This window comes from Sphingobium chungbukense (genome assembly GCF_001005725.1).
Classification (GTDB): Bacteria; Pseudomonadota; Alphaproteobacteria; order Sphingomonadales; family Sphingomonadaceae; genus Sphingobium; species Sphingobium chungbukense.
Window position 1 is genome coordinate 29,778 of the sequence record NZ_LBIC01000014.1, and the last position, 14,040, is coordinate 43,817.

At 60.7% G+C, this 14,040-nt stretch carries 13 protein-coding genes; 4 read left to right on the top strand and 9 right to left on the bottom strand.

Features of this window, described 5'->3' with window-relative positions; genetic code table 11:
* Positions 1 to 2: 2 nt before the first annotated feature.
* From YP76_RS23440 to YP76_RS23455, 4 genes are read left to right on the top strand one after another with little or no spacing between them, the layout of a single operon-like run.
* Positions 3 to 1,595: an acyl-CoA dehydrogenase family protein gene (locus YP76_RS23440; protein WP_008828108.1), complete on the top strand. Its 1,593-nt coding sequence runs from the start codon at positions 3 to 5 to the stop codon at positions 1,593 to 1,595.
* Positions 1,592 to 2,452, top strand: a complete 861-nt coding sequence (locus tag YP76_RS23445) for an FAS1-like dehydratase domain-containing protein (protein ID WP_024018969.1) — start codon at positions 1,592 to 1,594, stop codon at positions 2,450 to 2,452. Before YP76_RS23440 ends, YP76_RS23445 begins: the two co-directional genes overlap by 4 nt.
* Before the next feature lie 22 nt (positions 2,453 to 2,474).
* The gene (locus YP76_RS23450; protein WP_037517491.1) at positions 2,475 to 3,350 is read left to right on the top strand and encodes a MaoC/PaaZ C-terminal domain-containing protein; all 876 of its coding nucleotides are present in this window, start codon (positions 2,475 to 2,477) and stop codon (positions 3,348 to 3,350) included.
* Positions 3,337 to 4,512 (top strand): acyl-CoA dehydrogenase family protein, encoded by a 1,176-nt coding sequence (locus YP76_RS23455; RefSeq protein WP_031308881.1) that lies wholly within the window; start codon positions 3,337 to 3,339, stop codon positions 4,510 to 4,512. Before YP76_RS23450 ends, YP76_RS23455 begins: the two co-directional genes overlap by 14 nt.
* Before the next feature lie 94 nt (positions 4,513 to 4,606).
* On the opposite strand, the gene YP76_RS23460 is transcribed toward YP76_RS23455, so the two are convergent.
* The 9 genes from YP76_RS23460 to YP76_RS23500 all read right to left on the bottom strand — a co-directional run bounded on the left by YP76_RS23460 (position 4,607) and on the right by YP76_RS23500 (position 13,996).
* Positions 4,607 to 5,791 (bottom strand): acyl-CoA dehydrogenase, encoded by a 1,185-nt coding sequence (locus tag YP76_RS23460; RefSeq protein ID WP_008828112.1) that lies wholly within the window; start codon positions 5,789 to 5,791, stop codon positions 4,607 to 4,609.
* 418 nt (positions 5,792 to 6,209) lie between these two features.
* The gene (locus YP76_RS23465) at positions 6,210 to 6,575 is read right to left on the bottom strand and encodes a c-type cytochrome (RefSeq protein ID WP_008828113.1); all 366 of its coding nucleotides are present in this window, start codon (positions 6,573 to 6,575) and stop codon (positions 6,210 to 6,212) included.
* Positions 6,576 to 6,606: 31 nt separating this feature from the next.
* Positions 6,607 to 8,073 carry an FAD-binding oxidoreductase gene (locus tag YP76_RS23470; protein WP_008828114.1) on the bottom strand — a complete coding sequence of 489 codons (1,467 nt, stop codon included), beginning with the start codon at positions 8,071 to 8,073 and terminating at the stop codon, positions 6,607 to 6,609.
* Between the two features lie 13 nt (positions 8,074 to 8,086).
* The gene (locus YP76_RS23475) at positions 8,087 to 8,311 is read right to left on the bottom strand and encodes a non-oxidative hydroxyarylic acid decarboxylases subunit D (RefSeq protein WP_008828115.1); all 225 of its coding nucleotides are present in this window, start codon (positions 8,309 to 8,311) and stop codon (positions 8,087 to 8,089) included.
* Positions 8,308 to 9,762 (bottom strand): non-oxidative hydroxyarylic acid decarboxylases subunit C, encoded by a 1,455-nt coding sequence (locus YP76_RS23480; RefSeq protein WP_226869789.1) that lies wholly within the window; start codon positions 9,760 to 9,762, stop codon positions 8,308 to 8,310. Before YP76_RS23480 ends, YP76_RS23475 begins: the two co-directional genes overlap by 4 nt.
* 19 nt (positions 9,763 to 9,781) lie before the next feature.
* A complete protein-coding gene (locus tag YP76_RS23485; RefSeq protein ID WP_008828117.1) occupies positions 9,782 to 11,221 on the bottom strand; it encodes an aldehyde dehydrogenase family protein in 1,440 nt (479 codons plus the stop codon).
* A gap of 5 nt (positions 11,222 to 11,226) precedes the next feature.
* The gene (locus YP76_RS23490) at positions 11,227 to 12,810 is read right to left on the bottom strand and encodes an FAD-binding oxidoreductase (RefSeq protein WP_008828118.1); all 1,584 of its coding nucleotides are present in this window, start codon (positions 12,808 to 12,810) and stop codon (positions 11,227 to 11,229) included.
* Between the two features lie 8 nt (positions 12,811 to 12,818).
* Complete coding sequence (locus YP76_RS23495; RefSeq protein ID WP_008828119.1) at positions 12,819 to 13,388, bottom strand: hypothetical protein; 570 nt, start codon at positions 13,386 to 13,388, stop codon at positions 12,819 to 12,821.
* Positions 13,389 to 13,390: 2 nt separating this feature from the next.
* On the bottom strand, positions 13,391 to 13,996 hold the full coding sequence (locus YP76_RS23500) for a UbiX family flavin prenyltransferase (protein ID WP_206377528.1): 606 nt from the start codon (positions 13,994 to 13,996) through the stop codon (positions 13,391 to 13,393).
* Positions 13,997 to 14,040 lie beyond the last annotated feature (44 nt).

Below are 14,040 nucleotides of genomic sequence, written 5' to 3' on the forward strand. Positions count from 1 at the left end.
AGGTGGCTGATCTGCGCCAGGCCCTGAACGCCGCGAGAGACTATCGCGACTCGGTCAAGGCAGCGTTGGGCGCGCGCTTGGTGTCCGGAAGGATTGATGAGGAGCAGCGGGCCGCGCACGGTTATGCCTGGGTGGCCACGCTTGTGGCTGCGCTTGAAGCGGTGCTCGAATGGTCCGAAGCCAGGGGCAGCAAGAATGACTTTGACGCCAGGATCGCCACTCTGGCCTTCGCTGAATGCATTGGCCAGATCGGTGGCGGCCTGCCGATGGGCCAGAACGAAATCTTCCGCCCCGGCGACCTCGGACTTGGCAGCGCTGCCCGCACGCTTTTCGACCGGTGCGTGGACCTACTCGATGTGGACTATGCTGCAACCAGAGGCGAAGTGGCTGCAGCCCTGGCCCAGGGGCAATGGCCAAGCGAGTCGCTCGATGATGCCGAAGCCGACACGATCCGCGAGCAATACCGTCGCTTCACCAATGCTGTCATCGTGCCCCAGGCTCACGGATGGCATCTGGCGAATGATCTGATCCCCGAGGCAGTGATTCAGGCCATGGCCGATCTCGGTACATTCGGAGTCTGCATACCCGAAATCTATGGGGGACTTGGCCTCGGTAAGCTAAAGATGTGCATCATAACCGAGGAATTGTCGCGGGGCTGGATTGGCGCGGGCTCGCTTGGCACGCGGTCGGAAATCGCCGGCGAACTGATCGGCTTGAACGGCACCGAAGCGCAAAAGGCCTGGTGGTTGCCCAGGATCGCAAGCGGCGAGGTTTTGCCGTCAGCAGCCTTCACCGAACCCGACACCGGATCGGATCTTGGCTCCATTCAAACCCGCGCACGGCACGACGGCGATCACTGGGTCATCAACGGGGCGAAAAACTGGATTACCCATGCCAGCCGATCAGATCTGATGACGATGCTGGTGCGAACATTACCTGAAGCCAGGGGTTACGCCGGGCTGTCGATGTTGCTGGTGCCCAAGCCTCGGGGCACGAGCGATGACGGTTTCCCAGCCCCTGGCATGACCGGAAGCGAGATCGAGGTCCCCGGTTATCGCGGGATGCGCGAATATGCCCTGCAGTTCGATGCCATGACCGCGCCGGCAGACGCCCTGCTGGGCGGCGAGGAGGGGAAAGGGTTCAAGCAGCTCATGCGTACCTTCGAGGGCGCACGCATCCAGACCGCCGCGCGGGCTATCGGCGTCGCGCGGCGGGCCATCGAACTGGGCCTCGACTATGCCTTGGTTCGCAAGCAATTCGGCAGGGCCATCGTCGGGTTTCCGCGCGTGTCGGACAAGCTGGCGATGAGCCTTGTCGATTTTGTGATGGCGCGTGAACTCTGCTATGCTGCCGCGCGAGCCAGGGATTCGGACAAGCGCTGCGATATTGAGGCCGGCATGGCAAAGTTGCTTGCCGCTCGCGCCGCCTGGTCGAACGCCGACGCTGCGCTGCAGATCCACGGCGGCAATGGTTATGCCCTTGAATACGAGATCAGTCGCATCCTTTGCGATGCGCGCATCCTCAACATTTTCGAGGGCGCTGCGGAAATTCAGGCTCAGGTGATTGCCCGCGGCCTGACCGGGGATGATATATGACCACCCAGCCGTACGTACAATGGCAAAGCTGGATTGGTCGTGAAGAATTGCGTCACGACTATCTGGAACCCGCTGCCGCACGACGGTGGCTGGCGACTTTCGACCGCGTTGCGCCGGCAGATGGCAGCGTGCCGCAAGGCTATCATTGGTGCCTTTGCCTGCCAGACGCGCCAACAGCCGCATTGAGCGTGGATGGACATCCGGTGCGCGGCGGCGAAAGCAGCTTCATGCCACCACTTCCTCAGTCGCGCCGGATGTGGGCATCGAGCAGGATCGAATTTCTTTCGCCGTTGCTCATCGGCCAGAAGGTGCAGCGCAGATCGCGGATCAATTCCATCGCCGAAAAGCAAGGCGCGACCGGCAAGCTTGTTTTTGTCGAGATGGCACAGGAAATCCACTGCAAAGGCGAAATCTTCGTTCGCGAAACCCAAGCGATCGTTTATCGGGATCCCATGCCTTTGGGGCCCGCAGAGCTGCCGCGGCCGCCTGACATGACCTTCGACGGATCTCGATGGGTTGCGCACCGCGCGCTGGTCCCCTCGGAAGCCTTGCTGTTCCGATTTTCGGCGCTGACCTTCAACAGTCACCGGATTCATTATGATCGGGCCTACACCTGCGAAATCGAGGGGTATCGCGGCCTCGTCGTTCACGGTCCGTTGACGGCGACACTGCTGCTGGAACTCGCCCAGCAGCACTTCGGCGACAATGCGCTTCGGTGCTTCGATTGCCGAGCGGTGTCTGCCGCGATCTGCGGCGAGGAACTGCATTTGGCGCTTCGCGCGAACGGTAATAGTGTTCAGTTCGTCGCCCATGCGCGCGACGGCCGTCCGATCATGGTTGCCAGCGCCACCCTTTGACCACCTTCCAGGGAAATTGAAAGTGACAATCGATCCGCAAAAATTGCTCAACTTTCGTATTCCTGCGGTTCGTCAGACCGTCACTCCACGCGATGCTGCATTTTACGCCTTATCGATCGGGATGGGGCGAGATCCTACCGACCTCGCGCAGCTGCCATTCGTGGATCCCCTTCGTGGACCGGTTGCCATGCCCGGCATGGCGCTCGTTCTCGCGAGTCCCGGGTTCTGGCTGGGGCACCCTGATTCCGGTGTGGATCCGGTTTCCGTCCTGCATGCCGGTCAATCCATGGTACTGCTTGGCCCGGTTCCGGCAACTGGCGAAGTCGAAAGCACAACCCGCGTCACCCACATTGTCGACAAAGGCGTGGGCAAGGCCGCGTTGATATTCACCGAAACCAATATCCGCGATGATTGCGGCACCTGCTTTGCCTGTCTTGAACGTACGATCTTCATTCGCGGCGGCGGCGGGTTCGGAGGGGAAGGCGAAGCTCCGCGAAGTTCGCCGGTACCCGTGGCGGAAGGCAATGCCGCTCTTGTCATTGACCTGACGACCGGTCCCGAACAGGCCCTGATCTATCGTCTAAATGGAGATCTCAACCCGCTGCACAGCGATCCAGCAATCGCGGCGCGCGCCGGGTACAGGATGCCGATATTGCACGGCCTGGGCACGATGGGCATCATCGTTCACGCCATCCTCCGCGGGCGGCTCGGCTACCAGACCGAGCGCCTGCGCGCAGTGCAACTGCGTTTCGCCGCACCGGTGTTCCCTGGTGAAACCATCAGAACCGAAATCTGGAATAACGGCGCTTTTCGGGCATCGGTGCTCGAGCGCGACGTCATCGTTGCAGATCAAGGGTTTTTCACAATCTCTCCGGATGAGGGCGATGCAGTTTCTTAGTCCTTTCGAACCTCAACACTTTCACGAAATCCGCGACGGTGTGCGCCGGCTTTGTGAAAAGTTCCCGGGTGAATATTGGCGCAAGCTCGACGCTGATCGCGAATATCCGACTTCTTTTGTCGATGCGTTGACGAGCGCTGGCTATCTTTCGGTACTTATACCCGAGGAATATGGCGGATCAGGTCTGGGCCTTTCGGCTGCAGTTGCCATCCTTGAGACGATTCAAGCGATGGGTTGCAACGGAGCGGCATGCCATGCCCAGATGTATAACATGGCCATCATCCTTAGACATGGATCGGATGAGCAAAAGCGCCTTTATCTGCCCGCGATCGCAAGCGGCGCACTGCGCTTGCAGGCTTTCGGCGTAACCGAGCCGGGAAGCGGCTCCGATACCACTGCGTTAAGGACGACGGCAGTTCGCGATGGGGACTATTTCGTGGTGAGCGGCCAGAAAATCTGGACCAGTCGCGCCGAACACAGCGATCTCATGCTGCTGCTAGCGAGGACTTCGCCGCGCGATCAAGTGACGAAGAAAACCGACGGTCTTTCCATATTCATCGTCGATATGAACCAGGCTCGCACCGCGGGTTCGCTAACGATCCGGCCTATCCGCACCATGATGAACCATGCCACGACGGAACTTTTCTTCGACAGGATGCGCATCCCGGTCGCCAATCTCTTAGGCAAAGAAGGCAAGGGCTTTCATTGCATCCTTTCGGGCATGAATGCGGAAAGAGTTCTTATTGCTGCCGAATGCGTCGGTGATGCGAAATGGTTCACCCGAAAATCCATTGCTTATGCCAATCAACGGGTGGTGTTCGATCGCCCCATTGGCATGAACCAGGGCGTCTCTTTTCCGATCGCGCGAGCCCACGCAAATATGCGCGCTGCCGAGCTCATGGTCCATGAGGCCGCGCGCCTTTACGAAGCGGGGCTTGAACATGGACCCGAGGCGAACATGGCAAAAATGCTTGCCGCGGACGTAGCAGTCGAAGCGGGCAACGCCTGCATCCAGACATATGGCGGATATGGCTTTGCTGAGGAATACGACATCGAACGGAAATTTCGAGAGGCCCGCCTTTATCAGGTGGCACCTGTTTCGACCAATCTCATATTGTCATTCATCGCAGAGCATGTCCTGAAACTACCGCGAAGCTATTGAGGCGGCCACCACGCTCCGTCGTTTCCGCTCACTCGACACAACGACTGTTGCTGCGACCAGGCAGCGCAACACTGAAGAAGAAAGGTGGCCTACCCTAGAATGCGGCAATGCCAGTGAGTGCTCGACCAAGGATGAGCGCGTGTACATCGTGCGCGCCTTCATAGGTGTTGACGGTTTCCAGATTCACCATGTGCCGCATGACTTGATATTCATCGCTGATGCCATTACCGCCGTGCATGTCTCGGGCATGGCGCGCAATATCAAGCGATTTTCCGACATTGTTACGCTTGACGAGAGAGACCATCTCCGGCGCGAACCTGCCTTCGTCCATTAGGCGGCCGACACGCAATGAGGCTTGCAACCCTAGCGCAATGTCCGTTTGCATATCGGCGAGCTTCTTTTGATAAAGTTGGTTGGCGGCAAGCGGCTTTCCAAACTGGTGCCGATCAAGTCCATATTGGCGGGCTGCGTGCATGCAATATTCCGCGGCGCCGAGCGCTCCCCAACTGATCCCATAGCGTGCGCGGTTTAGGCAATCGAAGGGGCCCTTGAGACCCTGGACCCCGGGGAGCAAGGCTTCTTCGTCAACCTCAACCTCGTCCATCAAGATCATGCCGGTGGTCGAGGCACGCAGGCTGAGCTTGCCCTTGATCTTGGGAGCGGAAAGCCCCTTCAGGCCCTTTTCAAGCACGAAGCCGCAAATGGCCCCATCATGTGCTTCGCTCTTTGCCCAGACAACAAAGACGTCGGCGAAAGGAGCATTCGAAATCCATGTTTTTATGCCGGAAAGGACATAGCCACCATCAATCCTCTTCGCGATTGTGCGCATGCCCGCAGGATCAGATCCCGCATCAGGTTCTGTCAGGCCGAAGCAGCCGATCAGCGAGCCTGCGGCTAGGCCAGGCAGATATTTAAACCGCTGTTCTTCCGAGCCGAAAGCAAAAATCGGATACATGACGAGCGAGCTTTGCACCGATGCCATTGACCGATAGCCCGAATCCACGCGCTCAATCTCACGCGCGATCAGGCCGTAGGAGACATAGCCAGCTCCAGCACCGCCATAAGACTGTGGGATCGTCGCTCCAAGCAAGCCGGCTTGTCCCATGAGTGGAAACAACTCTGCTGCATCCAGCTCTTCGCGGAAGGCATTGATGACCCGGGGCTGAAGTTCCCCTTGCGCGAAGCCATGAGCCGCATCACGCACCATTCGTTCTTCTTCAGTCAGTTGATCGTCAAAGTTGAAGGGATCGCTCCAATTAAAGCGTGCCATTTCAGTCATACATTCAGCTCGTCATATAATGAAATTAAGTTCATATCCCGTAATGGCGAGGAGTTCTTCAACCGTTACCGCGAGTTTTGTGATTTGGGCGATAAGACTGAAAGTGAAACAATCCACGCAAATACCCGCATGCGGTTGTAGCGAGCTGAAATTCCCAGGAAGGCTACGCTGCCGAGCACAAGGCCAACCGGGCCAGCGAGGAAAGCTGGACCGAAAGCGCTTTTGTGGTGCGGCGAGCGGAACCAGACAACAGCGTAACTAAGCGATCACTTGTGTACCGTAGCTATCGATAATGACGACTATCAAACACAAGGTGCGTGCTCACCAAAGCAACCAGCTATCCGCATACTCCGTTGGCACCCTAGCAATTTCAGCCTTACGAACCCTGTCGACCTTTTCCGCCCAGCTTGATTTGACCTCAAAGTGCCTTGTTTTTGGCGGGTTCGGCCTTTGCGGGGGGAAGCTTCTGCGCCACGATGTGATCGTAGATCTGCTTGATCTCCGCGTCCGACAATTCGGTCGGTCGGAACGGCGGCATTTCGATCAGGCCCTGGCGAACGACCGAATGTAGGTAATCGTAATCTAAGTCCTTGCGACCGATGAGCGAAGGCACCGGAGCACCTTTTTCGGCCAGCAGCATGGTGCCACCGTGGCCCGGGCCGGGGTTGTGGCAACCTGCGCAGTAACGCTCATAATTCTCCGCACCGTCCACCACTGATTCGCCTTGTGCGGACGAACAGGCAGCAAGTGCAGCGAAAAGCGAAAGGGCGAGGAACTTATTCATTTTACCTCCGCAGGCATGGCGACGCATCGGCTCAGACCGAGGCAAAGATCGAGTTGGGATCAAGCGCCTGCTTGACCCGCGCATGCAGGGCCGAGCGGCCACCCTTTTCATAGGTCTTGGCAACCGCCGCCCCCAGCCCGGGGTCGGTCAGGATCTGGCCGAAGCCGGCCTCGGCCTGCGCGGCGATCAGGGCTTCGGCGCAGGTCTTGGCCCGTACCGCATCCTCGCCCTTCCCGGCGGCATGGGGCAGCACCTGGCGATGGTTGGCCGAACGCCAGATCGCGGTGGTTTCGCCAACGAAGTCGAAGCCGTTTTTGGCACAGATATCGCGCGACAGTTCATAGAGCTTGACGGCTTCCTCGCCATCCACAGGGCTGACCGGGTTGACCGTAAGCGCCATGTCGCCGCTCCAGCCTGCTGTCCTGGCCGGGGGATCGGCCACCACACCGGTCATAGTGCCCATCCGCCAGGCCCACAGCTTGGGATCGATGCCCTTGCCATCGGTAATCACCCTTGCGCCGCTGATCGACGAGAACGCGCCCTTGACCATGTCCCACAGGATCGCGACGTTGCCGGGCAGGCCATAGAGCGAGCCGTAAAGGTTCCAGTAGCCTAGTCCGAGCACCTCACCAGCGGCCTTGACCGCGCTTGCCGCCATCGGCCCCTGGCCCTCAAAATCGGCGCGGCGCTTGCCGAGCAGGGCCGCTTCGTGGAGCGCATTGCCCACCGCGACGCCATTGGCCACCACCATGTTGAGCTTGAGCGGCCCGAGCACGTCCAACAACGCGCCCAGATCGTCCTCCTTGGGGACCGAGACCATGAAGGTCTGGTGCGCCGGGGGCTGCGGCATCATCCACATGCCCACCTTGGTCACCACCCCGAAATCGGACTGGGTGAACAGGCCATCGACCCAAGGGCCATAGCCGAACTTGAACAGCTGCCAGCAGGTGCTCTTGGGCATGGCGCCCATGCCGGTGCGCACCATCTTGCCATCAGCCAGCATGACCTCGAGCCCGCACTGCATCAGGAAATGATCGGAATAGGGGGTGTAGCCGGGGCGGCGGTTGATGAAACTGGCGGCCACGCTTTCATCGGGATTGCCGGGAAAGTCGACCCACAACTTAATTCCCTTTTCCTTGATGTGGGCATCGAGCTGGCGGAAGGTGACGCCCGGTTCGACAAGGCAGGTGGCCAGTTCGTCATTGACCTCGAGGACCTTGTTCATCTTCTGCAGGTCAAGCACGATCACCTTGTCCTGTACGGCTTTTTCAAGTCCGTAGGCGCCGTTGCAGACCGTCTGGACCACACCGCCGCTGGTGCGCGCAGCTTCCAGCACCTTGGCGAGCTGGGCTTCATCGGCCGGAAGCACCACGCCTGCCGGTGCCATCCCTGGGACAGCATAGCGGGCCAGGGTCTGCGGGCTGGTATCGACGGCGGCCTTGCCGAGTGCCTGGGCGAGGGTGCCGAGCGTGGCCGTCTGGCGGGCTTGATCGATCATGGCGTTGGGAGCCTTATTGCTGGAGAATCTTGGGATAACGCTGGAGATCGCCGGCATCGACGGCGAAATCGGCCGAGCGCACAGCCGGGTCGATAGCGCGGGCCGGTTCGCTGTCGCGCCAGGAAAAGTTGCAGGTCGGGCAGCGCAGGATCGTCCACACGACCGCGCCGTCCTGCCTGCCCTGATGATCGGTGACAGCGCCGCTCGATTTGCAGCGCCCGCAGACGGTGGTGGTCATGACAGGGCTCCCAGCTGCATTTCGCGGATCCGCTTGCTCAGGGCGTCGATCTCGTCCCCGGTCGGCGGGGTGACAAGGTGCGCTTCACCCACCGGATCGGGCGGGAGATAGCTGGTCGCGTCGATGATCAGGCGGTGCCCCTTGCCCGGGACCACTGCCGAAGGATCGATCGGCACGGCAGGCATGTTGGGCAGCACGATGATATCGTCCGCACGGGTGCGGGTCGAAAGCGCCCACATCACCTGGTTGAGATCGAACGGATCGACATCGGCATCGACCATAATCAGGTTCTTGAGGTACATCACGCCGTGCGGCGTGCTCAGCGCGCGCAGCGCGACCGTCTTGGCAAAGCCGGCCATGCGGTTCTTGACCGAGATGATCCCGGTCAGTCCGTGCTGGTAAAGCGCGTTGACCGCGGTGACTTCGGGGAAGCTCTGGCGCAGCTGGGCATAGATCGGGGCGGAGGTGTGCAGGCCGATCAGCGTATCGTGCTCGGTCCAGCCGCGCCCGATGTAAATGTTCTCGAAGATCGGATCGCGCCGGTGCGACACCGCCGTGACCTTGAAGATCGGCGCCTTGCGCACGCCGCTGTAGGAACCGGGGAATTCGCCGAACGGCCCTTCCAGCTCGCGTTCACCCAGTTGCAGTTCGGCCTCTATCACGATTTCGCTGTCGGCCAGGATGTCGATCCCGTTGCCCGATTTGGTCAGCCGGATTGGCGCGCCCATCATCGCCGAGGCATAGGAATATTCCGATTCCTCGTAGCCGATCGGGGTGGCAGCAAACACCGCAAGGCCGGGATGATTACCCAGCATGACCGCAATCTTTAGCGGAACGCCTTCCCGTTCGGCCGCCATGATCTGACGTCCCATGTCGTGGGAGGGGATCGTCATCAGGGTGAAGCTGTCCGGCCCTTGGATCTGCAGGCGATAGATGCCGACATTCTGCTTGCCGAAATTGTCTGGATCGAGCGGATCGCGCGAGGCGACCGAGGCCTTGCCGATGTAGAACCCGCCATCATATTCGTTGATCCGATAGACCGGCAGGACATCGTAAAGGTTGATGTCCTGTTCGATCCGGCATTCGTGCACCGGGGCCTGGGCTTCTGGGACAAAGCTGATTTGCGCTTCCTGATCGCCCCAGCGGCCGGCGATCTCGAAGAAAAGCTCGCGGATGGTCGTGCCTTTAGGTCGGCCCAGCAGCAGGGCGATATTGTCCCACGAACCATGGACGCCCACCGCCAAGCGCTTGCCGGGGTAACCGGTGATATTGTCGAATACGATCGCCGGCGCGCCGTTGGCATCGCGCGATGCGGCGACGGCTATGTTGCGCACGCCGGGTTCGGGCATCACCGCATCGCTCCAGGTGATCGCCTGGCCGGCATCCTCGAGCAGTTCGAGGAAGTCGCGCAGCGACGAGATCGAGCGGGCGCGGTTAGGGAGATCGTTCATGGTCATTCGTTCCCGCCTGTCAGTGTCCGCCCTCAGTCGCCGACTGGATCGTGACCCATTTCCATTCGGTCATGATCTCGAGATCGGCTTCGGTCCCTTCGCGCCCGAAACCTGACGCTTTGGTTCCGCCGAACGGGACGTGGGGCTCGTCGTGAAGGGTCGGCGCGTTGATGTGGACCATCCCCGCTTCGGCACGTTGGGCAAAGGCCAGAGCCTTGTCGAGATCGCGGGTGAAGATCGACGCGCTGAGGCCGTATTCGGTGTTGTTGGCGAGTTCGAGCACTTCCTCAAGTGTGTTGAACGGAAAGAGCGAGGTGACCGGGCCGAAGGTCTCTTCCTCGAACACGGTCATTTCGGCTGTAACGCCGCGCAGTACCGTCGCTGAGCATACGTTTCCGTTCCACTCAGCACCGGCTAGCAGTTCTGCGCCCTTGGACCGGGCATCGTCGATGTGGCGGCAGACCCGGTCGCGCTGGCGTTCGGAAATTATCGGGCCCAGCATGGTGGTAGGATCGCGCAGGTCGCCGCTCTTGGCGCGGCCTGTCGCGGCGGCGAAGGCCTTGGCGAACTGGTCGAAGATCGACTGTTCCACATAGATCCGCGAAGCCCCCATGCAGACCTGGCCCTGGTACATGAAGATGCTGAACAGCGCGGCGTTGACCGCCTTGTCCAGATCGGCATCGGCGCAGATCACCAGCGGGCTCTTGCCGCCCAGCTCCAGCGTGTACTTCTTGAGGTTGCGGGCCGCGATTTCGGCGATGTGCTTGCCGACGCGCGAGGACCCGGTGAAGGTTATCGATGCGACCTTGGGATGGCCGGTCAGCACGTCGCCGATCTCCGCGCCATTGCCGTAGACCACGTTGAACAAGCCGTCGGGAACGCCGGCCTCCTTCCACAATTTAGCGAGCAGATCGGCGATCATTGGCGCGGCTTCCGAGGGTAGCAGCACGAAGGCGTTGCCTGTGGCCAGGGCCATGGCCGACTGTTTGATCCCCTTGATCAGCGGCACGTTGAACGGGGTAATCCCGGCGACCACACCGACCGGCTGGCGCAGGCTCATGCTGAACCGCCCAGGGGTGTCCGAAGGGATCGTTTCCCCCCGAATCCGGCGCGGCACGCCGATCGCCGCGCGCAGGAAGCTGACCGCGAAGCGGGTTTCGAACCCGGCCTTGGCGATCGGCGAACCGATTTCGTCGACCAGCACGTCGGCGAATTTGGCGGTATCGCGCTCCATGATTTCGGCGGCTTTCGCGATCCACCCTTCGCGCACTGCGGCGGGCAGATCGCGATGCTGGAGATAGGCCTGATGCGCGTTCTCCACGGCGCGGTTCACGTCTTCCGCGGTGCCGGCGGGGACCCGGGAATAGACCGAATCGTCGACCGGGTTGAGATCGTCGAAATAGGCCCCGCCCGTTGCAGCCACGGCGGTGCCGCCAATCCAGTGCTCAATTTGCGTCATGGTCGTCAATCCTTGAAGTCTTTGTTCAGCCGGCCGTGTGATTGCGCTTGGTTGCGCATCGCCTGGGGCCATATCCCCTGCTTGCCGGGGGAGAGGATGCCGTTGGGGTCTAGCACGTCCTTGAGACGGTGGTGCAGGTCCCACAGCGCCCCATCGTTGTGCTTATAGGTCTTGGCGATCTGGTCCATGAAGGCGAGGTGGGTGCGGTATTCGCCGAAGCCCGCACCGGCTGCCTCGTCTACCAGCTTGCCGAACAGGTCATAGGCGCTCTTGCGCATGCCGTCGTCGGCGCGATCGTACATGATCATCAGGATGTGGTGCATGTCGCGCCAGCCGACCAGGAATTCGCCGATATAGTCGAACCCGAAATCGTGGCAGCGTTGCTTGATCAAGTTGTATTGGCTCAGCGCTTCCTTGCCGTCGGGTGCCGAGATTGGCGAAAAGTTGATGTGCCCGCCGCCGCCGATCCAGTTCATGATGCTGAACTCGGTCATGTTGGGTTCACCGCGCATCAGCTGGACGCGATAGTCCCAGGCGGGGTCGTTCTCGCGGTCAAGGTGCAGTTTGGCACCCGGAATGCTCATCATCGCTGCCTCGACGAGCTTCCAGTTGTTCTCGATGATCGGTGGCGGGCCATAGAGCGCTGCGTAGAAGTTCCACATGCCTAACCCATGATCCGACGCGATCTTTTTGCGGATCGAATCCGGGATAGGGCCCTTGCCGTCGAAGTAATGGCGACGCGTGGTCTTGGCGGACACTTCCCACAACAGATCGACCGCCACAGCGGCGTTCGGGATAACCTGGTTGATTTTCAGCGGCAGCACCGCATCGAAGATTGCGGCAAGGTCTTCCTCGCGCTCGTAAGTGATCATGAACGGCTTGTAGCCCGGCGGTTCGGGCATCAACCAGATACCCATCTTGGTCACAATGCCGAAATTGGACTGGGTGAACATGCCATCAAAATGCGGACCGGCGGCATGCTTGGTGGATTGCCAATGCTGCGACCCCTCGATCGCGCCCTGACCGGTGCGGACGACCTTACCGTCGGCAAGGACCACTTCCATGCCGCACTGCATGACGAAGTGATCGCCGTAGGGGGTGTAACCCGCGCCATGTTCAAGCGCGTTGCCCATGACGCCGCCCCAACCTGGTGCCGCAGGATCGACCCAAAGCTTGCTGCCGATCTTGCGCAGATGGCGGTGAAGCTGAAAATAGGACACGCCTGGTTCGACCAGCGCATAGCCGTATTTCTCGTTGACTTCGAGAATGCGGTTCATCCGCTTGAGGTCGAACATGACATAACCGGACTGGCGCGGGGCCGGGCCACCATAAGCGAAATTGCGGCCGTTGCCGAATGTCCAGATCGGCAGCTTGTAAGCGTTGAATACCTTCAGCGCCTGCTGAATCTGTTCCATGTTGGCCGGTGCCACGGCAGCCGAGGGCAGCATCTCGCCATCGGCCAGCGGTGAATAGGCGTCGCGATAGGCCGACAGCGGCAGTTCATCGACGAAGACCCATTCCTTGCCGACGATAGCCGCTAATTCGTCCAGAGCCTTGGTAAAGGTTGCGGCGTCGACCCCTTGTGGCATGCGCGTACTCACGACTGCTGTACTCCCACTTCGAATGCCCATGAAACCAGCATGCCGGGGCTCTTGCCACCGAGGCCGCAATGTCCTGACTGGCACCGCAGTTCGGCATCCTGGCGATCGCCGACGAGCGCATCCTGCATGTGGTGGGCAAGAACGCTGGGCCAGCCGACGCTGGCCCGCGCAAGCAGCGTTGGCGCGCCGACAGTCTGGTGTTCCCAGCGCAGCTTGCGGTATTGATGGGTCCACTGCAGTAGCGGGCGGGCGCCGCCGGCCACAAGGATCTGCCCGGCGATCATCGCCGCGGGATCGGAAGTAAGGCCGACCAGCACGCCTTCAACCGCTTCAAGTTCATGCAGCAGGCCGTTGAAGCTCCGGTCGATCCGGACAACCTGCGCTGCGCGCCCCGAATTGATAAAGGTTTCGGCAAATAGTCGACTTTCGGGAACGTGCGTCTCTTCGATGACGATGATCTTGCGCGGCCGCTGAGCAAAAGCGCTGCGGCCGATTCCCAGACCGGCAACGACAGCACCCACGGCGCCACCGCTCACGACGGTGCGACGGCTGACATCCCACGCCATTCTCAATTCCCTTCCATTTGCCCAGCACCCGAAACAAGGCTTGCCGCCTCTTTGCTAAGGCCTTGCCAGCGTTTCTCCGACTTCAAATGAAGCCCGAACAGATCCAGTACCCGCATGCAGCTGTGATCGACCACGTCGGCCAGCGAGGTCGGCCGCGCATAGAAAGCCGGCACCGGGGGGAAGATCATCGCCCCCATTTCGGTGCAGGCCGTCATGTTGCGCAGGTGCGCCAGGTTGAGCGGCGTTTCGCGGGTGATCATCACAAGGCGGCGCCGTTCCTTCAGCATCACGTCGGCCGCACGGGTGATAAGGTTGTCGGACAGGGCGTGCGCCACCGCGCCCAGCGTGCGCATCGAACAGGGCGCGATCGCCATGCCTTCGCACACGAACGAACCGCTGGCGATCGAGGCGCCGACGTTGCGGACGTTGTGCACCACATCGGCCAGTGCTTCGAGCCGGGCCTTGCCTTCGGGCAGTTCCTCGCGAATGTTGAGCAGCGCCGCCGGAGACATCACCAGATGGGTTTCCCAACCGCCCGTCTCGCGCAGTAGCTCAAGCAGGCGAAGGCCATAGACCGAGCCGGTTGCGCCGGTCATCCCCACGACCATGCGCTTCACGGCAGGACACTTTCCTGCGCGTTCTGGGCGGTCAA